Here is a 25,653-nt window from a genome sequence, read left to right as displayed (position 1 = left end):
TCCACCTACTGCACACGGTTAAAATTGGTGTTGGGATTAATCAAAACCCCATCATTTGATAATCCGACCTTTTGGCGGTTATCCATCATCTGTAATAAATGCTGCTCTGCTTCCTCAAAGCTAATGCCAAAGTGCTTTGCAATGTCCTCTAGGCGGTACATGGGTTCGCCGTCATCCGTGTAACCGCTTGGCGGTGGCAATAGGTTTAATTCCTTAGCCTTTTGGTGCATTTCCTCTTTGATATGCTCAGGCGTGTAGTGCATTGTTAAAATGAGTGCCTGCTCGGTGATGGGGTGGTCATCTCCGTATTGCTTCACCATTGCTTTGTAGTGGTCAAAGGCTTTAAAAAATTCAGGGTCAATATGCTTATTCATGCTGCCACCTGCTTAATAAGTTCATAACGTGCATGTCTGCCAATGCCTGACTTATTGCGCTCGTTATGGGTCACAATGTCATAACCTGCATTTCGTAAACGCTGAATAATTGCGCTCAGTCGATAGCAGTTGAATAGGTCGATAGCCTCAGCTTGGGAGAGGGTTTTGCCTTGTTTAAGGTGTGCTAGGACTTGTTTTAATTGAGTGTTATTCATTGATTAAACCTCCATAGTTGCAAGGCTTAAACGCTGCTTGTTGTGCCACTCTACAAGCTCTGTATAGTCGAAATAGACTGGTGCTTGTTTGGTGTCGCCAGTCTTAATAGGTCGGGGAAATGTGGCATCTGTACGCACGATATGGCGCAATGATTCACGGCTTACATCAAGAATTTGGCAAGCTGTTTTGAATTGAACACGGATTGGTTGAATAGTCATAAAAAAACCCATACATGAAAAAGTATGGGTTAAGTATGTTTTTGTTTTTTAATGGGAAATAGGTGGTAAGTGCTACTTGCTATACATTAAGAGTCACTTACTCTACATTTCTTTTGGTCTGCCAGCCTCTCTAGCATATTCGGGGGCAATATCTTTAATCCAATCTTTTAATGATACTGAATGATTTGGTAATTGCTCACGATGTTCAGTTTGGTATAGCTCAGCATGCACTGTGATAGCCATTTCCTTGATTTTAATTTGATTATCTTTGTCTTGATTCCACAGAAAATTAGCTAAGGTCTTTGCTGCTATTTGAGCGTGTTCTTTTGCTCTGCTTTTTCCTTGTGGCTTTCGATTCTTGTATGAGTTTGATGTTTCCTTTCGGGTGTCATGGGAATTGGCTTCACGAATAGCTAGCACTCCGTCCGCAACTCTAGTTAATTGGGTATGTGTTAAAAAAATATCCTCCCTTGTAATAATTGGGTGATATATGTCCTCGTTATCTTCATTACGATAAGTAGAGTATTTGCGCGGTCTGGTGGGGTTTTCTTTGGTAATTGTATTGCGAATTGGGAAAATGCCTAGAATCTCTATTTCTTTAATTTCTTGCTCGCTAATATATTTTAGATATTTTTGTTTTAGAGGTGAATAACTTAGGAAATGAGACTGATTAGCAGCATCTGCATTTAAGTTGGTAATGTTTTCAAGCCCATAATTATTCACATCAGATTGCCCGAAGTGGTAAATTTTTTCTATTGAATAAGTATTGAGTTCAAGTAATGCTCCACCTATTATTTCAAAATTAATTATTTCCTCAGTAATTTCTTTAATGGTCGTACCCAGTTCGCGTTTATTTAGAAAATAAAAATTTATATCAACAAATACGCTTATGTCGCCACTAAAGTAAGCATGTAGTTTTAAGTCATAAACCAAAGCTATAGATAACAGTTTCTTTCTATCGTAGTAGTCAACTTTTAATATTCTATTTAATTCTTTGGCTGCTTGCTTAAGGGTGTAAAAAGGTGCTGGATTTTTAATATCATTCATTGTTATTCATGCCTCCCACAGCATCCCCCAAAAAAAAGCTGCTAAGCCAATCGGATGGGTGTCCGACTTTCGGGAGCTAACCTAGACTTAGCAATCTGAATATAATCTATATTTACCTATATTTGTGCATCTATTGGCTAGTAGTGCGACAAGCCTTGTCACTGTGCTTTTTTAAACTGAATAATGCTCTGATCTGCAACTTCTTCTAAATGATTGGCGTACCATTGCATCATACTTGCTCTGTCATCTAAATATTGAGCCTTGTTATATACGCCCGCCACACCGTCCTTTACGTGTGCCAGTGCTGCTTCAATATGGCGTTCATCAAAGCCACGATTGTTTAACAAGGTACTCGCAATATGTCTAAATCCGTGTGGGGTTTGTCTGCCCTCATAACCCATACGGCGCAAAGCCATAATGAAAACTGTGTCTGACTTTGGCTTGCTCTTGTCCGATCTGCTCGGAAATAAGTATTCAGAATTGGTTTCATAGCTTTGCAATTCTTTTAATAGGGTAGTGGCTTGAGTTGGCAACGGTACAAGATGCTCACGGCGTTTCTTCATACGTTCAGCAGGGATATTCCATAAGCCTTGCTCTAAATCAAATTCTTGCCACTTGGCTTGTCTTAGTTCAGTTGGTCGGCAAAACAACATAGCTAAAAGTTGCAAGCCTATACGCACATCCATAGTCGGATAATTATTGATAGCTCTTAACAGTGGGGGTAACTCAAGTTCGCTCACATGCAGCATGTTTTGCTTCTTGCCTTGCTGTAAGTATTTTTGAATGCCCTCAACTGGGTTGTAGTCCATACGTCCAGTGACTTTTGCAAAGTCGTAAATGTCACGACACATCGAGCGCATACGGTTCACTTGCTCAAAAATACCTTTCTCTTGCTGAATACTTTTTAACAAGTTCATCCATTCAATAGGCTTTATGGTGGTGTACAAGCGTTTCCCAAAAATTGGGAATATATGTTTTTCCAGTGCGCCTTTATTTCGGGTCATGGTGTCCTGTACCCATGATTCCTTTTTTGTGTCTAACCATTCTCGGGCTAAGACTTCAAAGGTAGCATTATTCTGCTCAAGCTCTTTTCGCTTGCGTTCTTGTTTGGTGATGATGGGGTTATCACCTTTTGAAATGTCACTTAAAAGTTCTTGCGCTTTTTTACGTGCTAACTGTCCTGATATTTCAGGATAGCCACCAATACCTAACCATGACCATTTACCATCAGCTTTTTTATATCGTAGTTGCCACGATTTATTACCATCAGGTTTGACACGGAAATATAAGCCGTTGCCGTCTAGCTCCCGATATTCTTTTAATTCAGGCTCAAGGGTTGCAAGTACGGTGTCTGCTAGTGGTCTGCGTTTTATGTCTGTTCGTTTCATTTTCTTGTATCCCTGCCAGTTCAATAAATATGAGGGGATACACGCTAGGATACATGGCATGTATCCCTATGGCTAGTTATATTTGGTTATGTTTAGGCAAGAAAAAAGGCTCAATCCCTTTAGAATCAAGCCTTTATCTTTTAAAACTTGGCATATTTTGCCATGTTTTGTTAGGTATATGGTGGAGGTGGCGGGAGTTGAACCCGCGTCCGCCAACACTACACTCGAGAATACTACATGCTTAGATATCGTCTATTGTTTTAACACTCTAAGACCCGACGAACAGGGTTTAAAGTGCGATCCTCTAAGTTTGGTATAAAGTCCCGAGGCTCAACTCTATACGGACTTGTGTGCGTGCGCTTCAGTCGGGTTCACTGACCACAAGTATTCAGTGAAGCGGACAAGCGGCCCTTAGGCAGCTAGAGCGTAAGATTCGTCGTTTGCGACTATTTTAATGCAAATTTGATTTACGAGAGAAAATGCGCTCTCGGCATGCATCTATGAGCTTCATCATCAGCGTCGAAGCCAATAACACCCCCATATCACAGCGCAATCATAGCATAGCTGGCAAAAATTACGATGTATTTTCTGCACAATTACACATTTCGATGCGCTTAGTTACATAATTGCGCTAATATTTTATTTTTCAAGTCAAACACAATAAAAAATATGAGTTATTTACTAGCACTCGATCAAGGCACAACCTCTAGTCGCGCTATCATCTTCAATGAACACGGACAAGTTCAGGCAACGGCACAACGAGAAACCCATATTCAGACCCCACATTCAGGTTGGGTGGAGCAAGATGCTCAAGAAATCTGGTCAAATCAAATTGCTGTGGTGCAACAGGCTCTGGCGACTGCAGGTATTTTGGCTAAAGACATTCACGCGATTGGCGTGACCAATCAACGTGAAACCACAGTGGTGTGGGATAAACGCACAGGCAAACCACTGGCACCTGCCATAATTTGGCAAGATCGTCGTGCGGCTGATTGGTGTCATCAGTTGATTCAAAATAACCAGATGCAATTGATTCAGGAAAAAACAGGTCTGCGTATAGATCCGTATTTTAGTGCAGGCAAACTGGTGTGGTTGCTTGAGCATGTCGATGGGTTAAAAGCATTGGCACAACAGGGGCACGTGGCTTTTGGCACCATCGACAGTTGGTTAATTTGGAATTTGACCCAAGGCGCAGAGCATGTCATTGAAGCGAGTAATGCTTCAAGAACGATGTTGATGAATTTACATCGCCAAACTTGGGATGAAGAATTACTGGAATTATTTCAAATTCCCGCATCGGTCTTACCCAAAATTATTGCATCCGACAGCTATATTGCAGATACCGCAACGGGTTTATTGGGCGCGAATATCCCAATTACAGGTATTTTAGGCGATCAGCAGGCGGCGTTGTTTGGGCAATCGTGCTTTGAAGTTGGAACAGCAAAAAACACCTATGGTACAGGCTGTTTTATGTTGTTTAATACAGGCAATCAGGTGCAATTTAGCCAAAATAAGTTACTTACCACTTTGGCGTGGCAATGTCAAAATCAAACCCATTTTGCCCTTGAAGGCAGTGTTTTTATGGCAGGCGCGGTGGTGCAATGGCTGCGCGATGGTTTGGGTATTATCCAAAAAAGCAGCGATGTGGAACAACTTGCCAATAGTGTAACTTCTAGCGATGGTGTAGTGCTAGTTCCTGCATTTACAGGGCTTGGTGCGCCACATTGGGACAGTGAAGCGCGAGCGCTTTTATGTGGAATGTCACGTGGCACCAACAAGGCACATATTGCCCGTGCTGCCTTGGAATCCATTGCATTTCAGGTGTCGGATGTACTCACTGCGATGCAATCCGATTTAGATCATCCACTGAAAGAGCTTCGAGTCGATGGTGGTGCTAGTCAAAATGATATGTTGATGCAATTCCAAGCCGATATTTTAAATGTGCCTGTGTTACGTCCTAAAATGTTGGAATCAACCGCTTGGGGAGCAGCAGCTATGGCAGGTTTAAAGGCGGGTGTATTTTCTGACTTATCTGAAATTTCAGCATCTTGGCAGTTAGATCGGGTATTTGAACCCCAAATGAATGAAGCAGAGCGTGCAGAACATTTAGCGCGTTGGCAACAAGCCTTAAAACGTGCTAAGTCAGACTTATAATCAGCGCTATTTCTAAAATAACGCTAAGTTGAAATAAATCTTTAAACCACAAGCCTCATCAGCAAAACTTTTGAGGCTTGTAGCTGTTTTTTCGTTACTTTGATCTTTTAGATTACGCCTTACATTGCCTCACGTTGAGCTTCATCTTCTAGATAACTTTCCAAAGAATCATCTAGTGCATAAAGCCATGGTGTGTGATGCGGTTTAGCCATTTTTCCTGTCATCACTGAGCGATAAACTTTATCTCTAAAGCCCATAATATTTTCTTTTTTATGCTTTTTCCATTGCATGAAAATATCGTGTACTGCATCAATATTGAAAGATGGATAGTCGGTCTGCGCAATCAGGCGTTTGATGTAATCCCCTTGAAAACGTGCAGATTGTTCATCGCTCATTAAGCGTTGTTCTTTTTCATGCAAGGTTTGGGTATGGCTTTGCATTTCGTCTATGCTTGGCAACGCAATTTTGCCCAAAATCACATCGCGGACAAACCATGCCTGCGCATCGAACATATTGAAGGTGTACCATTGATCTTGCATACCCAAATAGAACAAACGTGGATTCTTTTCCCAAACCACACCTTGATATAAACCTAGTGGATAAAGGCAGTTATGCGTTCTGAGGCGCAAGCCATCTTCAATAAACGGGAAGTGGTGTAAATAGCCCGTACATAAAATAATGGCATCAATTTTGGCCGATGTTCCATCACCAAAATAAGCAGTATTTTCATCTACACGCAGTAATTGTGGTTTTTCAGACCAGTTTTTGGGCCACTTAAAGCCCATGGCTTTACTGCGATAGCAACTGTAAATTTGTTTGGCGCCGTATTTATAACATTGCGAACCAATGTCTTCGGCAGAGTAGCTGCTGCCCACCAACAGCACTGATTTACCTTTAAATTCCAGTGCATCACGGAAATCATGCGCGTGTAAAATACGACCATGGAATTGATCAAAGCCTTCATAAACAGGGACACGCGGGGTAGAAAAGTGCCCAGAGGCCACCACAACATAATCAAACTGTTCTGAATAATGACGTTGCTGTGCGTAATCTTCGACATCAACCGTAAATTTTTGCGTCGCATCATCATAATGAATATGCTGAACGGCGGTATTAAAGCGGACTAAGTCTTTCACCTGTGCTTTTTCTGCACGACCTTGAATATAATCCCACAACACTGCGCGTGGCGGATAAGACGCGATTGGTTTTTTGAAGTGTTCATCAAAAGTATAATCGGCAAATTCTAGCGCTTCTTTAGGGCCATTTGACCATAAATAACGGTACATACTGCCGTGGACAGGTTCGCCATGTTCATCTATACCTGTGCGCCAAGTATAGTTCCAGAGTCCACCCCAATCATTTTGTTTTTCGAAACATACAATTTCAGGAACTTGTAGACCTTTGGCCTTTGCTGACTGAAACGCTCTTAATTGGGCCATGCCGCTTGGGCCAGCGCCAATAATTGCAATTCGATCCATTGCTATCTCCATTAGTTTTTGAGTTCTTAATTACTTCTCCAATTTTGAGTGACACAATTCAGGATTTTAAATATCCGCATTATAAAAATAAGCAAATACAATCCTAAATTTAGAGATCAAGTAGATCTTGTCAAAATAGGATGTGAATTAAAAAAATAGAAAAAATAAAACACACTAAAGACAGTAAAAATTGCTTAAGCAACTCATCTTTATAAAAAAATGTGTTTTACAAGAAGCATGATCTTATCATAATTTTTGATTAATTTTGGTTTTGCTTAGTTGTAAAAGTGAATTTAAAGTCATTGCTGTTGTTGTTTTGGTTTGATCAATTGGTATATTTTATTGATTTTTATAGAGAAAATAAGATGAAAATTTAAAGCTAATTTTTATCTCATTTTGCCCAATATAAAGGTGATTTTGATGAGATTGTTGCAAAATCTACAATGATATACAGAGGATTGAAAACTGAATCTTAGGCAACATTTTCAGAGAGCCATACCCGAAGTGGACTTCTGAAAAATTAAAAGGATGCTGTGATTGATAGGTGTAATGAAAGTTTAGTTTTTATAAGCCATGAAAGCAGTAGCGTATTTATCAAGCTTTATCTAATGATTGAATGTGCTTTGCGTACATTCAATCATTAAAGTTTGTGGCGACTCAGTAATTAAAGTTTACGCCACACCTTATTTTCATCTTCTAAAGAGACAGTAAAGTTAAATTCGTCGTCTACGGTAACCAAGTAGGAGTTAGGATTAACCAATAAAACTTTTAAAATTGTACCTTGCTCGAATTCAATTGGTGCGCAGTTTTCTTTACGTAGAACAATAGGTTCAAGTAGCTCAATAGCAATGTTTTCTGTTGGAGATTCCATACCGCACCCTAAATGAGTTATTTTTAATCAACTGTATTATATAGTAAATTGATGAATAATCTACACAAAATCGTAAATTTGTGTCGGGTTTAAATATTTTGTACTTGAATTGTTGGTCAAAAAATCGCAATAAATTTGCCCAATACTTCATAATTTGACATTTTAAAAATATAAGAAATTGAAATTTGATGTAATTTCTTAGATGAATGGCAAATGAACAGCGCAGTAAAATATAGCCGATTGATGAAATTTACAGTTTTCAGTATAAAAATAAAATTATTGCTGAAAAAACAGCGTATAAAGTATAAAAGTTAAAGTATCCATTCACGCTTTTTTAAGTGGTGAAGGCACTGGGTTTTACATTCCAATTTAAAAAATAAAGGCTTTTTGTCTGCATGTTTAAGTCATTTTTTCCAAATCCAAAGTGGTTTTTTATTTCATTGCTTGTTTGGTTCGCCATTAATCTGGCTTTGTGGTATTCAGGCGGTAGCGCATGGGGCAGTTGGATTGGCTTCCCACAAGGTTATGCCGAAGCAACATTACCCATTGATGTCAGTCGTTTTTGGTCACCTGCATTTTTATGGTTTTATTTCTGGTTTTTTGTATCAACCACTATTTTTGCCACCTTTTGGAAATTTAAATCTAATAACCCGTGGCAGCGTTGGTCGGTATGGGGATCGGCATTCATCCTGTTCAATATTTGGTTTGGGGTACAAGTCAATGTTGTGGTGAATGCTTGGTACAACCCATTTTATGACCTGATTCAAAAAATGCTCAGTAGTGGTGGTGGAGATGTCAATGAGCTCTATACAGGCGTGCTGACCTTTTTATACATCGCCATGGTGGCTGTGACCTTAATGGTTTTGAACTTGTTTTTTGTCAGTCACTATGTCTTCCGTTGGCGTACGGCAATGAATAATTATTACACCGCACATTGGGAAAAACTCAGACATATTGAAGGTGCATCACAGCGTATTCAAGAAGATACCATGCGTTTTGCCAGAACCATGGAAACTTTAGGGGTGAATTTAGTCGAAGCCCTAATGACTTTGTTGGCATTTTTACCTGTGCTGTTTAGTTTGTCTGTGCATGTCAAAGCCTTGCCTATAATTGGGGAAATTCCGTATGCCTTAGTGTGGGCGGCTGTTGGCTGGGCAGTATTTGGTACGGTGGTGTTGATGGTGGTGGGTGCAAAACTTCCAGGTTTGGAATTTAACAACCAAAAAGTCGAAGCTGCATATCGTAAAGAACTGGTTTATGGTGAAGATCATCCAGAACGTGCCGATCCGCTGAGTTTAAAAGAACTGTTTAGCAAGGTGCGCTTTAATTATTTCCGTCTATATTTCCACTACGCCTATTTTAACTTGGTGCGTATTTGGTATATGCAATTAGACAATATTTACGGCTTATTTGTGTTATTCCCAAGCATTGCCGCAGGGGCAATTACCTTGGGCTTGATGATGCAAATCGCCAACGTATTTGGCAAAGTCCGTGAGTCGTTCCAGTACCTCATCGCGTCTTGGCCGACTATTATTGAGCTCTTGTCTATTCATAAGCGTTTAAAAGCATTTGAATCGACCTTGGATCAATAGTTTTGATGGCGACATTCATAAGTGTTGTGGATGTCGCGTTCGCATGTTTAGAGTGGTGACTGCCAAATATAAATTGATCTGAACAGTTGTATAAAAAATAATATGAGTGTTAGTATTCAAAATCATAAAAAACTGTGATGAATTGGATTGTTTTATAAAAATATCAAACGCGATTCAAATAAAGCGATGATTATTTAACTATAAAATCAAGGTGTTAGATTTGTTATTTTCCGCTAATTCATATATTTTCATTCCTATAAAAACAATTGAGAATTGAAACGTGACCTGCAAAAAAATACTTTTGATGGGGGGGGTGGGCAGCCTATTATTTGGTTGTGCAACAGTCGATCAATATAGCCCAAATTCGGTGAAGCATTTTGCATCTGCACAAGAACTGATTGTTCAAAAAAACTTAAATCAGCCCAGTGGTGCCGCTAAAGAATATGTCTATTATTGGGGGCCACAGCGCAAAGATCAGCCTGCTGAATCTATGATTCCACGTAAATATATGGGCAGCTATTGTCAGTCACAAAATGGACGCTTAACGCTGGCCTATAAAAGCTCAATGAGTTTAGTCAAAAATGCATGGTCTAAAAAACTACTCAATACTTATCGAGATGTAAAACAGGGGATTGGGGCATACCGCTGTGTAGGTAATCAGGGCGAAAGTTGGATTGTATCTATTGAACCTGTGGCAGAACGCCAGTTGGAACAGCGTGGTGAAGCGCGAGTAGTGAGTTTGGTCACTAAAATAATGTCTGAAGATGAAGCACGACGTTTTTACCGCGCGGTTTCTACACCTGCAAAGGCTGCACCTAAAGCAGCTCAAAGTAATCCAAAAACAACAAATGCAACCAAAGTTGCTGAAATGAAAGAAAAACCTGAAGAGAAAAAAGAGCCTGTAGTTGCGCCAGTAAAAACAGCTCCACCACGCGTGGTTGAGACACCACAACAGCAACAGACACGTTTATATGTGGCGGCACGTCGTGATTTAAACAGTGGGCGTAATCAAATTAATGCCTGTAATAATGCGCAACGTGCTTATAACTATGGCAAATTACAGGGCGCAGAGGGTACGCGTATTTATACAGAATCTGGCATGTTGGTGGCACGTTGTTTAACCAGTGTGTCGAGTTATCGCAGTCGTTTTCCAAACGCAGAAGTGCAAGCCAAGCGCATTTTGCAGAATTTAGCCAAAAATTATAATCATGCGGGCGCAAAAAATATGTTAAATCAAATGAAATAACCAACCCCTAGCTTTATAAGCTGGGTATTCAAATGAATTGAGTCATTTAAAAGAAAATAAAATGAAAAAAGAAAACACAGAGCAGCGTGTAGATACGGGGACTTATTTTTCGCGCATGCTGTTGAATGAGATGGTCGATGAAATTACGGTAGATTTAAGCGCGACACCGTATTTTTTAATGAACGGGGCAGGCCACATTTCACCGCATTGAATAAAAGAATTCAGAGAACTTTGCTTAAGACCGAAGCTGTGACAGCAGCTGATTTAAGTTGTTTAGCACCCATTCGGGTTCGAGCAAAAAATCAGAAAAAAACCAAATGGGGGGTGATCACAGAACTTGATTTTCCTGAGGTTACACAATCAATTGTTTATCCACCTTTCAAAATCACGCCAGAATTGGCAGCAGCTTTTGGTATGCATTTGATTGGACAGGGCAAAAGTATCAAGATTGAAAATGAGTACGATATCGTTAGTTATTGTGAATACATTTACGGAAAATTTGCAGCTTATGCCAATCCATATTTAGACACAGCATCTTCAGGGCAAGATCGGACTTTATTTCCTACAATTTGCACAGATTTAGAAGGGCATAATTTTCCGCATTTGTTCGTTTCCAGCGACCCTTATTTGGACTTGGTGATTTCTGTTGGTCTATATGACACCAAACAACAAGCTTTAGTTGTGGCAGATTTATGGATTCCTGCTGGCTATGCAGTCTGCATTCCACCACAAAAAATTGATGATACGACTGAAAAAATATATCTACATAATAACCGAAATAGTGCAAATGCCTGCTGGGGCAACAATGTTACACATGAGCAGATTAAGACACATACTTTGCTTGATACACAAGGCCGTATTCATTGGTTTTGGAATCGACTACCGACGGAGCATCCACAGTTATGAAGTTAAAACATTTGCTGCATAGCACAATTAAAATTTCAGGATTTAGTATATTGGCTTTATTCAGTTTTAATATTTCTGCCAAAAGCCTGAAACAAGCCACTGCGCATGATTATGTGACAGAGCGTTATTATTTGGGGCTAGATTCTAATCGTGCTATAGATGAAAAGATGACACGAGCCAGACTCAGGGGCGATGAGCGCGAGCAAATCCGTATTTTGTGTGTGGATGTTCGTAAGTACTATCAAGATGTTATTGCTTTAAACCAAGCCAATCGACATTTTAATCCAAAGAAAATTGATGCAGAAACCAAAGAATATCGTGTATTACTCAAGGGTTTAGACAAGGAGAATGTTTGTAAAGACCTCGGTTTTTAAGAGAAGGTTTGTTGGTAATTTTAATATTCTATTGAGGGTGTGATATTTCCTCTCGCTGTGGAATGGGAGATAAAATTAAATAAGATTTGGATACAACTTCTCAAATTCTTTATTCACTGCTTCGCCACGTAATAAATAGCCTTTAGGTTGGATATAGCTATAAATTTCCCGAGTAGGTTGTTCATGCCAACCGATGTTGAAAGCACATAGTTTTGGGAAAAATTGCAGATGGTTATAGTTATAATTGATAGAAGCTTATTAATGTAAATAAGCTTCTATTAAATAGAGTTACTTCGATGCTGGAGATGTTAAACAATTCTTCTGTACAGCCATCTTTTGCACAGCTTCGTATTCTCCTTTCAATCTTGAGAACTCTGCTTCCTGAGCTTTATTTCCTCCAATAAAGAAGAGTGCTGGCCAAAAAAGTACTAATCCTGCACCTGTTACCCATTTGTCACGTGTTGCACGAGAATCTACTGAACCGCCAATTTCAGCTACTCTGTTTTGAATGTTGCTAGCCTCTTGTCCTAGCTGATCACAGCTATATTGCTGATACTGTAATGGTGATACGTATGATGCTGTAAGGTTCTTGGATGAAGTAGCACATCCTGTGAATACAACGCAACTCAATATCAGGCTTATTGCTCTTTTCATTTTGTTATCCCCCTCATTTTATCTGTGATAGCACAAGATTTAAATATAAAAAACCCCGCATTAAGCGAGGTTTTTATAACATAAAATCAATTAATTATCGAATAAATTATCCAATCAATTTCTTCATTAATTCATTCACTTGAGCAGGGTTGGCTTTACCCTTAGATGCTTTCATCACTTGACCGACTAAACCGTTGAAGGCTTTGTCTTTACCAGACTTATATTCTTCAACCATTTTTTCGTTGGCAGCAAGCACTTCCTTAATAATTGCTTCAATCGCACCTGTATCAGTTTCCTGTTTCAAGCCTTTTTCCGCAATAATTTCGTCTGCAGTTTTGCCTTCATCCCACATAAAGCCGAACACTTGTTTTGCAATCTTACCGCTAATGGTGTTGTCTACAATACGTGCGATCATACCGCCAAGTTTCTCGGCAGATACAGGAGAGTCTGCCAAATCTAAACCTGCTTTATTGAGTGCACCTGAGAATTCACCCATCACCCAGTTTGCTGCAATTTTACCGTGTGCCGCGCCACCAGCCGCAGCAACCACAGCTTCGTAAAATTCTGACATTTCACGAGTCAATGTGAGCACGTGAGCATCGTACTCAGTTACACCAAAGTCCGCCACGAAACGTGCACGACGTGCAGCAGGAAGCTCAGGCATAGTCGCTTTAATGGCTTCAATTTGCGCATCAGGAATAATCACAGGCAACAAGTCTGGATCAGGGAAGTAACGGTAATCGTTGGCTTCTTCCTTCGAACGCATTGAACGCGTTTCCATCTTCACAGGGTCAAACAAACGTGTTTCTTGGTCAATCGTACCATCCCATTCCAAGATTTCCATTTGACGTTCAATTTCAACATTGATCGCTTGTTCAATAAAGCGGAATGAGTTCAGGTTTTTAAGTTCACAACGTGTACCGAAGGGTTGACCCGGACGACGTAACGACACGTTACAGTCCGCACGGAACGAACCTTCAGCCATGTTGCCGTCAGAAATACCTAACCAACGAACCAGTGTGTGAATCGCTTTAATGTAAGCAACCGCTTCTTCAACCGAACGCATATCTGGTTCAGATACGATTTCCAATAAAGGTGTGCCTGCACGGTTTAAGTCAATACCTGACATGCCTTCAAATTGGTCGTGAATCGATTTACCTGCATCTTCCTCAAGGTGTGCACGGGTTACGCCAATGCGTTTGGTTGTGCCATCTTCAAGTTGGATGTCGATATGACCCAAGCCTACAATCGGGTTATCCATCTGGCTGATCTGGTAGCCTTTTGGAGAATCCGGGTAGAAGTAGTTTTTACGTGCAAATACAGAGGCTTGGTCGATGTAGGCATCAATACCCAAGCCAAAACGGATTGCCAAATCCACCACTTCTTTATTCAACACAGGCAAGACGCCCGGCATAGCTAAATCAACAAGGCTGGCTTGCGTATTTGGGTCTTGACCAAATTCGGTGGATGAACCTGAGAAAATTTTAGAATTGGTTGCAAGCTGAGTATGAATCTCAATACCAATCACGACTTCCCAGCCATCAATCAGGTTTGATTTGGGTTTAGCAGTATTCTTCGCCATTATGCGTTCTCCTCAGCAATTGCAGCGCGTTGAGTATGCCAATCTGTCGCTTGTTGATACTGATGTACCACAGATAACAATTGTGATTCAGACCAGTAATTGCCAATCAATTGTAAACCCACAGGCAAGTGATCTTGGTCAAAACCAACAGGCGCACTAATTGCTGGTAAGCCCGCTAAGTTCACTGCGATGGTGTAAATATCACCCAAATACATTTCAACAGGGTCTAAAGACGCGCCAATTTTGTAGGCAGTTGTTGGTGCAGTTGGTGCTGCAATCACATCGACCTGTTCAAAGGCTTTTAAGAAGTCTTGCTGAATTAAACGACGGACTTTTTGTGCTTTCACGTAGTAAGCATCGTAATAACCCGCAGAAAGAGCATACGTACCAATCAAGATACGACGTTGCACTTCTGCACCAAAACCTTCAGAACGCGAGCGTTTGTAAAGGTCTAAAATATCTTGAGGATTTTCTGCACGGTAGCCATAACGCACACCATCGTAACGAGAAAGGTTGGACGATGCTTCTGCAGGGGCAATCAGATAGTAAGTTGGCACGTAGCTTTCAGTCATGTTGAGATCAATCTCAACCAATACTGCGCCCAATTCTTCTAATTTTTTTAGTGATTCTTCAACACGTGCTTTCACCGCAGCATCTAAACCAGCCACATTGAAGTATTGTTTCGGAATACCAATGCGTAAGCCTTTGAGCGTTGTTGCATTCAGGTTCGCCACATAATCTTCAACCGCTTTATCCATAGAGGTTGAGTCTTTGGAATCATGACCAGCCATTACATTCATTAAATATGCACAGTCTTCTGCAGAGCGTGCCATTGGGCCTGCCTGATCTAAAGATGATGCATAAGCAATGATGCCGTAACGTGAAACACGTCCGTAAGTTGGTTTTAGACCTGTTAAACCACAGAAAGACGCAGGCTGACGGATTGAACCACCTGTATCTGTACCTGTAGCAAATGGTGCAAGATCAGCCGCCACGACAGCAGCCGAACCACCTGACGAACCACCCGGTACATGGTCAAGTGCCCATGGGTTTTTGGTCGCGCCATAGAACGAACTTTCAGAGGTTGAACCCATTGCGAATTCGTCCATGTTCACTTTACCCAAAGTGACCAAACCTGCGTTTTTACCTTGCGCAACCACAGTTGCATCATAAGGTGAAATAAAATTGTCCAGCATTTTTGAACCCGCAGAGGTTTTAATGCCTTGGGTACAAAAAATATCTTTATGTGCAACAGGAATACCTGTCAGTGCTGTCGCTTGACCTGCCTGACGCAACGCATCGGCTGCATCCGCCTGTGCCAGTGCTACTTCATTGGTCACGGTGACATAAGAGTGCACTTGCGGATCAATTTTGGCAATACGTTTTAAATAATGTTCTGTTAGTTCGCGAGAGGAGAATTTGGCTGCCGCTAAACCCTCAGAGATTTCACGAATCGATAAGCGATGTAAATCTGTCATGAGAAAAATTCTTTTACCTTTTTATGAAGTCAAAATGTAACAGCCGAATAAATTATTCAATCACACGTGGAACAAGGTACAAGCCATCCTGAACTGCAGGGGCAACAGCTTGATATTGCTCACGATGATTCTGTTCGGTTACGACGTCTTCACGTAATGGTTGAGGGTGGTCAAATGGGCTTTTTAAAGGCTCAACGTCATCGGTATTTATGCCTTTTAAGCTTTCCATCATGCCTAAAATTTTATTTAGACTTTGAGCATACTCAGCAGATTGCGTATCATTGAGTTTAAGACGAGCAAGATGGGCAATTGCTGAAACTGTTTGTGCATTTAAATCTGCAGAATGCTGAGCATCCGAGGTAGACATAACATCACCTAAAATCAGTATTAATAAAAAATTTCAAAATATCGTGCGTTATAATAAGCGATTGACTTGTTCAACGCACCACATTTAGTTAAAGTTGCCAACTTGCGTCCACATAAAGTTTAATCGAGAACGACTCCGTGATTCTAAAACGACTAATTGGCTTGTTTTCGCCAGACCTAGCCATTGATTTAGGTACAGCAAATACACTTATTTATGCGCCAGGACGAGGCATTATATTAAATGAACCGACAGTTGTGGCAATTCGTCACAGCGGTTCACAGAAAATTGTTGCCGCAGTCGGTCTTGATGCCAAACAAATGTTGGGTCGTACCCCAGCAAATATTTCTGCAATTCGCCCAATGAAAGATGGTGTCATCGCAGATTTTGAAGTGACTGAAACCATGCTGAACCAATTTATTGGCAAAGTGCATGAAAAGCGTTTATTCCCACCTGCACCGCGTGTAGTGGTGTGTGTACCATGCAAATCGACTTTGGTAGAGCGCCGTGCCATTCGTGAAGCCGTGTTTAACGCAGGCGCACGAGATGTCCGTTTAATTGAAGAGCCCATGGCAGCAGCAATTGGTGCAGGTATGCCAGTCGAGCAAGCTTGTGGTTCAATGGTGGTAGATGTTGGTGGTGGCACGACAGAAATCGCGATCATTTCACTACAAGGTTGTGTATATTCAGATTCATTGCGTATTGGTGGCGATGTGTTTGATGAGCAAATCATTAACTATGTACGCAAGGCACATGGTTGTGTGATTGGTGAAACCACAGCAGAAACCATTAAGAAAGAAGTCGGCATGGCTTTGCCAGATGAAGGTGCTAAACCACTGGAAATTGAAGTGCGTGGTCGTAACTTGGCAGAAGGTGTGCCACGTGCCATTACTGTAACTTCTGATGAAATTACCCAAGCTATTTCTGATCCATTACAAAGTATTGTATCGGCAGTAAAATCTGCACTGGAACAAACTCCACCAGAACTTTCTTCCGATATTGCAGAGCGTGGAATTGTGCTCACCGGTGGCGGTGCGTTATTGCGTAACCTAGACAAGCTTTTGGCACAAGAAACTGGCTTGCCTGTGGTAGTCGCAGAAGAACCATTAACTTGCGTTACCCGTGGTGGTGGCAAGGTCTTGGAATTCTTTGATAATCCAAACCACGATATGTTATTTGTTGGCTAATACATAGGATTCGGCGGTGCAAACAAATCTGTTTTCCAGACAACCGCCATCTTTTCGCTCTTTTATAATTGCGGTCATTACTTGCTTGGTCATCCTGTTCTTTAACTGGCGTGTCCCGCATGTAATTCAACCTGCACGTGATGTTTTGTATGCGGCATATAATCCAATTTATGCCCTTGCAAGCTATCCTGTATTGTCGCGAGAATGGCTAAGTCAACAAAGTAAGTCTGAGGCTCAATTGCGTCGTGAAAATACCGCGATGCAGGCAGAGCTATTACAGGCTCAAGTCCGTTTGCAAAAATTGTCTGAACTCTCTGCAGAAAATACTCGCCTGCGCGGTCTACTCGATACGCCTCTAATCATTGATGGACGCATGGAAATTGCTGAAGTAATTGGTACCGATGCCGATCCTTTGCGCCACATTATTGTGATTAACCGTGGTTCACAAAATCAGCTCAAAGTCGGGCAAACCGTTTTGGATGATAAAGGCATTATGGGGCAGATCATTGCTGTGTATCCACACAGTAGCCGTGTCATGTTGCTTTCTGACAAAGAACACTCACTTTCAGTGCGTTTGGAACATACAGGCATGCGAGCCATTGTTTCGGGTACGGGCGATTTAGGGCGTTTGAAAATGGAATATGTACCGACCAGTGCCAATATTCAGGTTGGAGAGAAAGTCTATAGCTCAGGCTTGGGCGAGCATTTCCCTGCAGGATATTTGGTTGGAAGCATTGCCAAAATCAGCCGACATAATTCTGGTGAGTTTGCACAAATTGATGTGATGCCTGCAGCACAATTGGCGGGTGGTCATCATGTGGTGGTGCTGTTCTCAGAATCTTTAGCGAAGGAGCAGCCAAATGCCAATCGCTAAAATTGGACAAACCCGACTCGGACAAAACAAGAATAAAGATCCACTATTTCCGATTATTTTTTCTGTAATTGCTGCATCTGTACTCATGGTGTATCCGCTGTCTTATACAGGCTCGGGTTGGCGACCATTGTTTATGTTGATGGTGACCTTGTTTTGGGTGCTTGGGCAACCAACTTGGTGTGGTATTTGGTTTGCCTTTGGTACAGGCTTGTTTGCAGACTTGCTCCTCGATGCACCTTTGGGCATGAATGCCTTGAGTTTTGTGGTGATTACTTTTGTGGCGCGTTTCCTGACTCGTGAGCGCCGTATTATGACGTTTGCGAATTTATGGGTCATTAGTGTAATCGCAATTTTGGCTCACCTCGCCCTGATTTGGGTGATGCAAGTCATGGGTGGGATTCAGTTCCCATTTGCCCGTCATTGGCAACCTTTGCTGAGTAGTATTTTGCTCTGGCCTGTGCTGTATTATTTCTTGCGAAAATGGCGCATTTAATTCTTGCCTCAAGTTCACCGCGCCGTCGGGAACTCCTGCAACAGCTTGGGCTGGAATTTGAAATTTACAGTCCAGACATCGATGAATCTATTTTAGCGGGCGAAGATGTTGCCGCGTATGTTGAGCGGTTGGCATGTGCCAAAGCCGATGCGGTTTTACGGCTATTTCCTGATGCTATTGTGATTGCTGCCGATACCAGTCTAGGCGTAGATGGGCAGATTTTGGGCAAGCCAGAATCCAAAGCACATGCCTTTGCCATTTGGTCACAACTTTCTGGTCGAAAACATGATGTTTTTTCAGGGGTTTGTGTGCGTACAAAACAGAAAAAATCCAGTATAGTGGTACGTACACAGGTTGAATTTCAATCGCTTAGCCTAGATGATATGGAAAGCTACTGGGCAACAGGTGAGCCGATTGGAAAAGCGGGTGCTTATGCGATTCAGGGCATCGCAGCACGTTATATTCCGCGTATTGAGGGCAGTTATAGCAATGTTGTCGGCCTGCCACTCTATGAAACCGTACAGTTATTACAGACAGTTAAGGCACTAAATTAACTGCTGCACAAAAATTTTTATAATGTTTTGAGTTTTATTATGTCTGACGAGTTGTTGATTAACGTCACACCGATGGAGTGTCGGGTGGCGTTAATTCAAAACGGCACGGTCAATGAACTATTCGTTGAGCGTACAGCCAAGCGTGGTTTGGTGGGCAATATTTATAAAGGCAAAGTGGTGCGCGTGCTGCCAGGCATGCAAGCCGCTTTTGTCGATATTGGTTTATCGCGTACTGCTTTTTTGCATATCAATGACATGATTTGGCCGCGCAGCCAACCTACACCGAATGTCTTTGAATTATTGCAGCCTGGGCAAATTCTAACCGTGCAAGTGATGAAAGATATGCTCGGTACTAAAGGCGCACGACTGAGCACTGATCTTTCCATTCCTTCGCGTTATTTGGTTCTAATGCCGTATGGCAGTCATATTGGCGTATCACAACGCATTGAATCGAGTGAAGAACGTGAGCGTCTACGCGGGATCATTGAAACCATTCAGGCTGAGCATAAATTACCAGGCTCAGTGATTGTACGCACAGCAGCCGAAGGCGTCGATGAAGCGGCCTTAGTGCAAGATATGTGTTACTTGGCAAAATTGTGGGAATACATTCAGCGTAAACAAAAAAGCATTGCTGTGCCTTCTTTGATTTTTGAAGAGTTGCCGTTACCGCAACGCGTAATTCGTGATTTGGCGAATGATAACACCGCCAAAATTTATGTCGATTCTCGTGAAATTCACGCCAAATTAAAAGAATTTGTGGATGAGTTTGTGCCCAATATGCACAATCGCCTGATTCATTACCCAGGCGAGCGCCCACTGTTCGATTTATACAATGTCGAAGAAGATATTCAAAAAGCGTTGCAAACCCGTGTGGCATTAAAGTCAGGCGGTTATCTGATGATTGATCAGACCGAAGCCATGACCACCATTGATGTGAATACGGGTTCTTATGTCGGTGGTCGGACTTTAGAAGACACTGTTTTTAAAACCAATATGGAAGCGACACAGGTCATTGCCCGCCAGTTACGTTTGCGTAATTTGGGTGGCATCATCATTATCGACTTCATTGATATGCAAGAAGTACAGCATCGTGATGAAGTCTTGAGTCAGTTTGAGCGTATGCTTGAACGAGATCATGCCAAGACCAAAATTACCCAAGTGTCTGAACTGGGCTTGGTCGAGATGACCCGTAAACGCACCCGTGAATCATTAGAACATTTACTTTGTGAAGCCTGTCCAACTTGTCAGGGACGGGGATATGTCAAAACAGCAGAGTCAGTATGTTACGAAATTTTTCGAGAAATTTTAAGATACGCACGCGCATTTGAATCACAACGTGGCTTTACTGTCGTTGCGCACCCATCGGTGATTGACCGATTGTTAACTGCCGAAGCGCCAGCAGTGGCGGATTTAGAGCACTTTGTCAGCCGTGTGATTAAATTTCAGGTGGAAAATTTATATACGCAAGAGCAATACGATATCATTTTGAGCTGAAATTGTAACAGGATATCGCTAAACAGTTGTTACATCTGAAATTTTACTTTTTTGAGTGAATTCTCAATACTAAGCATACAGAGTAGCCAAAGCCGAACATCTCCCTCGGTTTAGCAAATGAGGTATGTCATGGGTATGAGTAAAGTTGTGATTCAAAAGAGTTTAAAAGTATTAGATCGTAAAGTGACACATAACGGTTATATTGTGGATGAGCAAGGTAAAGAAACTCAAATTACCACTGCAATGGTTAGCGCAGTTTGTCAGCAATTATTAAAACAGTGTCGTACTATTCAAAAATAAGGGGCAGCAATTGCCCCTTAATTGATTCTATTGAATTATTTTTCTGATGGATTGACGTATCAATCCACGATTTTATTGACCCCTTCAGGCGCATCAATAATCTGTTCAAAGCGCTGAATTTCATCTTCTAAGTGTTGCAATAAGTTTTGCATTTTCGGTAAGGCATGACGACAAGCAGTTAAACCAACTTCTAATTTGTCTAAATAGCTGGTCATGGTAATGTTTAAAGCTTGTCCATCTAACACGATTGAAGCAGGGTATAGTGCATCTAGCTTTGCACCATTCCAATACAAAGGTTCACGTGGGCCAGGTACATTGGAAATCACCAAGTTAAAGGCCTGACGCTTTGGCATAATGCCTGACAAAATATTTAAACCAGCAGCGCCGTAAACAAAAGCACTATAGTTCATAATTTGATTGGCATTCATGCGCTTAAAACGCTGCTTGGCATTTTGTACACTGCGGCGCACAATTTTTAAACGCTCAAGCGGATCTTCTTTGTGCGTACCCAAGTTGGCTAAAATCATGGTGATTCGATTAGATACTTCAGAATCGTCATCACGAATAGAGGCAGGCACCATCGCAATTAAAGGTTTTTTCGGTAAAGCATATTGGCTGAGTAAGTACTCACGCAATGCGCCTGAGCAAATTGCCAGTACCACATCATTAATGGTTACGCCCAAAGCTTTAGCAATGTGATGCAAACGTGCAAACTCAAAAGATTGCGCGGCAAAACGACGTGAGGCGCTCACACGTTGGTTTAAGATGGTACTTGGTGCTTGGAAGCTAGAAACATAATCGGGGTTACGTCCCATATCTTTAGCAACGGTTTGTGATACTTCATAAACTGCGCGAGGGGTTGCTTCAAACTGACCTTTAACTCCACCAAAAATTTTCTTTAAACGGCTGACTTTCGGTTCTTTCAGGCGTTTAGCACGTGGGCCTTCTACACACCAAGGTGGTACAATTCTTTTTGCATTTTCGTCGTGCGAAAGGGATTTTTCCACCAAACGCATGCCTGCAATGCCATCTACCATGGCATGATGAATTTTAAAGAACATTGCAAAACGATTATCTTCAATGCCTTCAATAATATGGCAAGTCCATAAAGGTTTGGCACGATCAATCAGTGAACTGTGTTCTTGTGAAATATAAGTTAATAATTCACGAATACGGCCTGGTTTTGGCAAGGCAATATGACGGAAGTGATGATCGAGATCGAACTCTTCATCTTCATCCCAAAACAGACCATTGAGCTTATTGTTAAATGGTGCAATAGGCATCGACTTTGAATTGCGAATATCGGCAACCAAGTCTTGAATAAAAGTGGCTGGTGCATGTTCTGGAATTTGGAATAAGAATAATCCGCCCACATGCATGGGCTGTTGACGTTTTTCGAGTGATAGGAAAATAAAATCAATAGGGTGTAATGGACGCATATTGTGGATTGCCTCACTGCAATTTCTACGCTTGTTCTTATCTGAACAAGGTTTTTAGAGTTATATAAGATTTAATTCAGTATATCTTTTTTATCAAACAAATATAGTGATTTTTGCGCCATCGCAAGTCAATAAAAATCACAGTAAAACTGTGATTTTTATTGTAGTAATAGATGTATTATTTTAAATTTCCAGCATGTAGACCGCATTCTTTGTGCGTTGCTTCTTCCCACCACCAACGACCTTCACGTTCATGTTGGTTCGGAAGAACAGGGCGGGTGCAAGGTTCACAGCCAATTGAAATAAAACCTTTTTCATGCAAACGATTGTATGGAATTTCCATCATGCGAATGTAATTCCACACGTCACTACTTGACCAGTTTGCCAGTGGATTGTATTTGATTAATTGTTTATCTGGACCTGAAAATCCTGCATCTGCTTGTACGACAGGAATATCTTGGCGTGTACCTGGACTTTGGTCTTTACGTTGACCTGTAATCCAGCCATCTAGTGTTGCCAGCTTTTTGCGTAAAGGCTGAACTTTACGAATTCCGCAACATTCCTGATGTCCATCTTCAAAAAAACTAAATAAGCCTTTTTCTTGTACCAATTGTTGCACTGCTTCAGTTTCAGGAAAGCAAATTTCGATCTCAATATTATAATATTTGCGTACAGTTTCTAAAAATTGATAGGTTTCAGGATGCAAACGTCCTGTATCTAAACTAAATACACGAAATGGCAAACCTAAATTAGACGCCATATCAATCAGTACCACATCTTCTGCGCCAGAAAAAGAAATTGCAACTTCACCCTGCTGGTTCAAAGCAAGTTTTAAAATCTCGCTAGGCGATTTGTCTGCATATTCGGTTGCGAGTGCATCAACGATATCTATAGTTGGAATGGTGGTCATTATATGTTCCTAGCATTCGGCTTGGAGAAGCTAATCTTACTGAATTAAGCGCTTATTTTAATAGAATTGTCAAAACTCTATTATCACTAAAAAATAAATGCTTATGAACTAAATAGATTTAAAAAAGAACAAGGCAAAAACCGAATCTTCGGCTATGATAGTGAAAATTTTTATTGGTATTTTGGGAGAACCCATGGAAATCGTATGTCTTGATCTTGAAGGTGTGTTAGTTCCAGAAATTTGGATCAACTTTGCTAAAAAAACTGGAATTAAAGAACTAGAAGCAACTACACGTGATATTCCAGACTACGATGTGTTGATGACTCAGCGTTTAAATATTTTAAAGCAGCATGGCTTGGGCTTAAATGATATTCAGGCCGTGATTGCAGACATGGGGCCATTCCCAGGCGCGAAAGAGTTTGTAGAGTGGGTGAGCACACACTTCCAATTGATTATTCTTTCAGACACGTTCTATGAGTTTGCACATCCGTTGATGCAGCAATTGGGCTGGCCAACAATTTTCTGTCACAAATTAGAAACAGATGAAAATGGCATGATTACAGCATACAAATTGCGTCAACCCGACCAAAAGCGCCAGGCGGTTAAAGCATTACACGGTTTAAATTTCCGTGTAATTGCTGCAGGTGATTCGTATAACGATACAACGATGCTAGGTGAAGCGGACAAAGGTTTCTTATTTGATGCACCTGATAATGTGATCGCAGAATTCCCACAATTCCCTGCAATTCATGGTTATGCAGCATTAAAAGAAGCAATTCGTGGTGCTTCGGTACGAGATATTCCTGCTTAATCTGAAGCTGAATACAATAAAGGGCATCATTTGATGCCCTTTGTTTTTATGCAATATTAACAGTGCATTGATTTAGAAGCGGTAGCCAATATTTAATCCATATGCAACAGCGTAATTATTTTCAAACTTGCCTGCTTCCGTGTGTGCACCTGTGACGGCATCAGCATCACCTAACCAGAAGTATTTAAATCCTGCACCAATGAAATAATTTTCGGTAGGTGAGTAGCGAACACCTGTACCCACACTCCAGTAGCCTTCAGTTGGACCTAAGGTCGTAACAGGGTTGCCGGCACCAGAATCCCAGCCTACAGATACATTACCACCCCAACGATCATTGAACTTACGTCCTACACCAACAGTTGCAGAAATTTGGTCATCTTTATAGTCAATAAGGTTAAATCCATTGGGTTTGGTGGGTACATAACCAGCTTGGCCTAATATTTGAGTAAGCTTGCCAAATTTGTATGGTTGTACTTTAAAATTTGACCAGTCCACCCAGCGAAGGTTTGCAAATGCAACGGTGTTCGCCATAATTCCCGTTTGGAAATCTAGATTGACAGATTGTGGTGTTGTTAGTTGTGTTTTACCTGTAGTAGAACTAATTTGCGTCATAGTTGCATCTAGTGTAGGGATTTGGGTAAATCCTATTGCACCAAAGTTTTCATAAGCAGTCATTTCATGCTCAATTTCAGAGCGGTAAGTAACAGAAGCTTTAAGTGCGATTTCAGGGATTTGATAAGCAACACCCGCTAACCAACCCACAGACTCATCTTCACCTGTTTTAAAATCATAACCATTAAAGGCTGAATATGCAGTACCACGTAAAATAACAGTACCATCTACTGTCTGATATACAGCACCAGCATATAGATTCCAATTTTCATTAGGTTGATAACCCACTAACAGGTTTAAATTTTGGGTATCAACCACAACAGAAGTACTGCCTTGAAATGGTACAGGTCTACTTTCAACAAAATTATTGTTCCCAAAATATTCAGCATCGGCGCCAAAAGGTTGATCGTAAATTAAACCAATCGACACTTTGTTAGTTGCTTGAACTTTTAATGCAGCGTGTGGGAAGTAATAATCACCTGCCATGTCATCTGCTTGGTGTTTATCTTTGTCTTGACCAGATACATTTGGATCTAAAATAGAAATACCTGCTTCTGCATAATTACCCGGTTGTAAAAATGCAGCAATAGATTGACCGGAACGGTCTAAACCAGCAGCAAGCGCAGGTGTAAGTGGGAGAGTGCTAAGTAAAATAGCCGAATAAATTCTATTGAGCTTCATGGTCGTTCCCTGATGCTTTATGTAACAAAAAGTGCAGGAAAAGTAACACATTTGAAAAAAGAGTAAATGCTCAATTTCGCAGAATAAATGAACTGAATAAGTTATAAATAGCAGTTGATTAGAGTAAAAGTACTATTTTAAAGTCTTAAGTAAATGAATTTTATTAAATAATTTATTAGGGTGATGTTTGGGTAAATATGAGTTTAATTGCTTTAAATTTAAACATTAGTTAACCCGAATTACGGATAAGAAAAGCCCTTGAAAAAAAGGTAGTTAGAGCCATTTAGAAAGTTACGACACAACCCAAAGGCTCTAACTACCATGTACGATTTTACAGAAATTTTTTGTATTGTTGA

Annotated in this window: 27 protein-coding genes and 1 other RNA gene; 13 read left to right on the top strand and 15 right to left on the bottom strand. The window is 41.0% G+C overall.

What is annotated here, in order from left to right; genetic code table 11:
* Nucleotides 1-5: 5 nt before the first annotated feature.
* The 6 genes from FTT78_RS10830 to ssrA form a co-directional block, all read right to left on the bottom strand.
* The gene (locus FTT78_RS10830) at nucleotides 6-374 is read right to left on the bottom strand and encodes a hypothetical protein (RefSeq protein WP_180044277.1); all 369 of its coding nucleotides are present in this window, start codon (nucleotides 372-374) and stop codon (nucleotides 6-8) included.
* A complete protein-coding gene (locus tag FTT78_RS10825) occupies nucleotides 371-589 on the bottom strand; it encodes a helix-turn-helix domain-containing protein (protein WP_019837972.1) in 219 nt (72 codons plus the stop codon). Before FTT78_RS10825 ends, FTT78_RS10830 begins: the two co-directional genes overlap by 4 nt.
* Nucleotides 590-592: 3 nt before the next feature.
* Entirely contained in the window at nucleotides 593-808 is a 216-nt protein-coding gene (locus FTT78_RS10820; RefSeq protein ID WP_180044279.1) for a transcriptional regulator, read from the bottom strand.
* Between the two features lie 102 nt (nucleotides 809-910).
* Nucleotides 911-1,855 carry a hypothetical protein gene (locus tag FTT78_RS10815; protein WP_180044281.1) on the bottom strand — a complete coding sequence of 315 codons (945 nt, stop codon included), beginning with the start codon at nucleotides 1,853-1,855 and terminating at the stop codon, nucleotides 911-913.
* Between the two features lie 158 nt (nucleotides 1,856-2,013).
* A complete protein-coding gene (locus tag FTT78_RS10810; protein ID WP_180044283.1) occupies nucleotides 2,014-3,243 on the bottom strand; it encodes a tyrosine-type recombinase/integrase in 1,230 nt (409 codons plus the stop codon).
* Nucleotides 3,244-3,422: 179 nt separating this feature from the next.
* Nucleotides 3,423-3,782: a transfer-messenger RNA gene (ssrA, locus tag FTT78_RS10805) on the bottom strand.
* 130 nt (nucleotides 3,783-3,912) lie between these two features.
* Between ssrA and glpK the strand changes: the two genes are divergently transcribed.
* Nucleotides 3,913-5,397: a glycerol kinase GlpK gene (glpK, locus tag FTT78_RS10800; protein ID WP_180008604.1), complete on the top strand. Its 1,485-nt coding sequence runs from the start codon at nucleotides 3,913-3,915 to the stop codon at nucleotides 5,395-5,397.
* Nucleotides 5,398-5,516: 119 nt separating this feature from the next.
* Here glpK and FTT78_RS10795 read toward each other — a convergent pair whose 3' ends face one another.
* Complete coding sequence (locus FTT78_RS10795) at nucleotides 5,517-6,875, bottom strand: NAD(P)-binding domain-containing protein (protein ID WP_104852384.1); 1,359 nt, start codon at nucleotides 6,873-6,875, stop codon at nucleotides 5,517-5,519.
* Nucleotides 6,876-7,539: 664 nt separating this feature from the next.
* Nucleotides 7,540-7,746, bottom strand: a complete 207-nt coding sequence (locus FTT78_RS10790) for a hypothetical protein (protein ID WP_004975391.1) — start codon at nucleotides 7,744-7,746, stop codon at nucleotides 7,540-7,542.
* Nucleotides 7,747-8,141: 395 nt separating this feature from the next.
* Between FTT78_RS10790 and sbmA the strand changes: the two genes are divergently transcribed.
* The 5 genes from sbmA (at nucleotide 8,142) to FTT78_RS10765 (ending at nucleotide 11,864) form a co-directional block, all read left to right on the top strand.
* Nucleotides 8,142-9,338 (top strand): peptide antibiotic transporter SbmA, encoded by a 1,197-nt coding sequence (sbmA, locus tag FTT78_RS10785; RefSeq protein ID WP_179991304.1) that lies wholly within the window; start codon nucleotides 8,142-8,144, stop codon nucleotides 9,336-9,338.
* Between the two features lie 304 nt (nucleotides 9,339-9,642).
* Nucleotides 9,643-10,584: a hypothetical protein gene (locus FTT78_RS10780; protein ID WP_178867002.1), complete on the top strand. Its 942-nt coding sequence runs from the start codon at nucleotides 9,643-9,645 to the stop codon at nucleotides 10,582-10,584.
* A gap of 61 nt (nucleotides 10,585-10,645) precedes the next feature.
* A complete protein-coding gene (locus tag FTT78_RS10775) occupies nucleotides 10,646-10,795 on the top strand; it encodes a hypothetical protein (protein WP_180044285.1) in 150 nt (49 codons plus the stop codon).
* A 38-nt stretch (nucleotides 10,796-10,833) separates the two neighbouring features.
* Nucleotides 10,834-11,490 carry a hypothetical protein gene (locus tag FTT78_RS10770; protein WP_178866930.1) on the top strand — a complete coding sequence of 219 codons (657 nt, stop codon included), beginning with the start codon at nucleotides 10,834-10,836 and terminating at the stop codon, nucleotides 11,488-11,490.
* On the top strand, nucleotides 11,487-11,864 hold the full coding sequence (locus FTT78_RS10765; protein WP_179994823.1) for a hypothetical protein: 378 nt from the start codon (nucleotides 11,487-11,489) through the stop codon (nucleotides 11,862-11,864). Before FTT78_RS10770 ends, FTT78_RS10765 begins: the two co-directional genes overlap by 4 nt.
* Nucleotides 11,865-12,152: 288 nt before the next feature.
* Here FTT78_RS10765 and FTT78_RS10760 read toward each other — a convergent pair whose 3' ends face one another.
* The 4 genes from FTT78_RS10760 to gatC all read right to left on the bottom strand — a co-directional run bounded on the left by FTT78_RS10760 (nucleotide 12,153) and on the right by gatC (nucleotide 15,945).
* Complete coding sequence (locus tag FTT78_RS10760) at nucleotides 12,153-12,518, bottom strand: hypothetical protein (RefSeq protein WP_154320432.1); 366 nt, start codon at nucleotides 12,516-12,518, stop codon at nucleotides 12,153-12,155.
* A gap of 106 nt (nucleotides 12,519-12,624) precedes the next feature.
* Nucleotides 12,625-14,100 (bottom strand): Asp-tRNA(Asn)/Glu-tRNA(Gln) amidotransferase subunit GatB, encoded by a 1,476-nt coding sequence (gene gatB / locus FTT78_RS10755; RefSeq protein ID WP_154320433.1) that lies wholly within the window; start codon nucleotides 14,098-14,100, stop codon nucleotides 12,625-12,627.
* The gene (gatA, locus tag FTT78_RS10750; RefSeq protein ID WP_180044287.1) at nucleotides 14,100-15,578 is read right to left on the bottom strand and encodes an Asp-tRNA(Asn)/Glu-tRNA(Gln) amidotransferase subunit GatA; all 1,479 of its coding nucleotides are present in this window, start codon (nucleotides 15,576-15,578) and stop codon (nucleotides 14,100-14,102) included. The genes gatB and gatA overlap by 1 nt, the downstream gene beginning before the upstream one ends.
* Before the next feature lie 52 nt (nucleotides 15,579-15,630).
* Nucleotides 15,631-15,945: an Asp-tRNA(Asn)/Glu-tRNA(Gln) amidotransferase subunit GatC gene (gene gatC, locus FTT78_RS10745; RefSeq protein WP_004975405.1), complete on the bottom strand. Its 315-nt coding sequence runs from the start codon at nucleotides 15,943-15,945 to the stop codon at nucleotides 15,631-15,633.
* A 137-nt stretch (nucleotides 15,946-16,082) separates the two neighbouring features.
* Between gatC and FTT78_RS10740 the strand changes: the two genes are divergently transcribed.
* From FTT78_RS10740 to FTT78_RS10715, 6 genes are all read left to right on the top strand, one after another.
* Nucleotides 16,083-17,129 (top strand): rod shape-determining protein, encoded by a 1,047-nt coding sequence (locus FTT78_RS10740; RefSeq protein WP_004975408.1) that lies wholly within the window; start codon nucleotides 16,083-16,085, stop codon nucleotides 17,127-17,129.
* Nucleotides 17,130-17,145: 16 nt separating this feature from the next.
* The gene (gene mreC / locus FTT78_RS10735) at nucleotides 17,146-18,003 is read left to right on the top strand and encodes a rod shape-determining protein MreC (protein ID WP_167846190.1); all 858 of its coding nucleotides are present in this window, start codon (nucleotides 17,146-17,148) and stop codon (nucleotides 18,001-18,003) included.
* Complete coding sequence (mreD, locus tag FTT78_RS10730; RefSeq protein WP_154320436.1) at nucleotides 17,990-18,496, top strand: rod shape-determining protein MreD; 507 nt, start codon at nucleotides 17,990-17,992, stop codon at nucleotides 18,494-18,496. Before mreC ends, mreD begins: the two co-directional genes overlap by 14 nt.
* Nucleotides 18,484-19,050, top strand: coding sequence for a Maf-like protein (locus FTT78_RS10725; RefSeq protein WP_004975413.1), 567 nt, complete (start codon nucleotides 18,484-18,486; stop codon nucleotides 19,048-19,050). Before mreD ends, FTT78_RS10725 begins: the two co-directional genes overlap by 13 nt.
* A 39-nt stretch (nucleotides 19,051-19,089) precedes the next feature.
* On the top strand, nucleotides 19,090-20,544 hold the full coding sequence (gene rng / locus FTT78_RS10720) for a ribonuclease G (protein ID WP_104852376.1): 1,455 nt from the start codon (nucleotides 19,090-19,092) through the stop codon (nucleotides 20,542-20,544).
* Between the two features lie 129 nt (nucleotides 20,545-20,673).
* Complete coding sequence (locus FTT78_RS10715; RefSeq protein ID WP_004975418.1) at nucleotides 20,674-20,844, top strand: PA1571 family protein; 171 nt, start codon at nucleotides 20,674-20,676, stop codon at nucleotides 20,842-20,844.
* 59 nt (nucleotides 20,845-20,903) lie between these two features.
* Here the strand turns inward: FTT78_RS10715 and FTT78_RS10710 are convergent, their stop codons facing one another.
* A complete protein-coding gene (locus FTT78_RS10710; RefSeq protein WP_180044289.1) occupies nucleotides 20,904-22,283 on the bottom strand; it encodes a wax ester/triacylglycerol synthase family O-acyltransferase in 1,380 nt (459 codons plus the stop codon).
* A 178-nt stretch (nucleotides 22,284-22,461) separates the two neighbouring features.
* On the bottom strand, nucleotides 22,462-23,193 hold the full coding sequence (locus FTT78_RS10705) for a phosphoadenylyl-sulfate reductase (protein WP_179996036.1): 732 nt from the start codon (nucleotides 23,191-23,193) through the stop codon (nucleotides 22,462-22,464).
* A gap of 193 nt (nucleotides 23,194-23,386) precedes the next feature.
* Between FTT78_RS10705 and thrH the strand changes: the two genes are divergently transcribed.
* A complete protein-coding gene (thrH, locus tag FTT78_RS10700) occupies nucleotides 23,387-24,004 on the top strand; it encodes a bifunctional phosphoserine phosphatase/homoserine phosphotransferase ThrH (RefSeq protein ID WP_136143847.1) in 618 nt (205 codons plus the stop codon).
* Between the two features lie 72 nt (nucleotides 24,005-24,076).
* Here thrH and FTT78_RS10695 read toward each other — a convergent pair whose 3' ends face one another.
* Nucleotides 24,077-25,297 (bottom strand): OmpP1/FadL family transporter, encoded by a 1,221-nt coding sequence (locus FTT78_RS10695; protein ID WP_004975428.1) that lies wholly within the window; start codon nucleotides 25,295-25,297, stop codon nucleotides 24,077-24,079.
* Between the last annotated feature and the right edge of the window lie 356 nt (nucleotides 25,298-25,653).

Source organism: Acinetobacter sp. YH01011, from assembly GCF_013420785.1.
GTDB classification, from domain to species: Bacteria; Pseudomonadota; Gammaproteobacteria; order Pseudomonadales; family Moraxellaceae; genus Acinetobacter; species Acinetobacter towneri.
The sequence above is the reverse complement of the archived record's forward strand: the minus strand, read 5'-3'. Positions and strand labels throughout refer to the sequence as shown.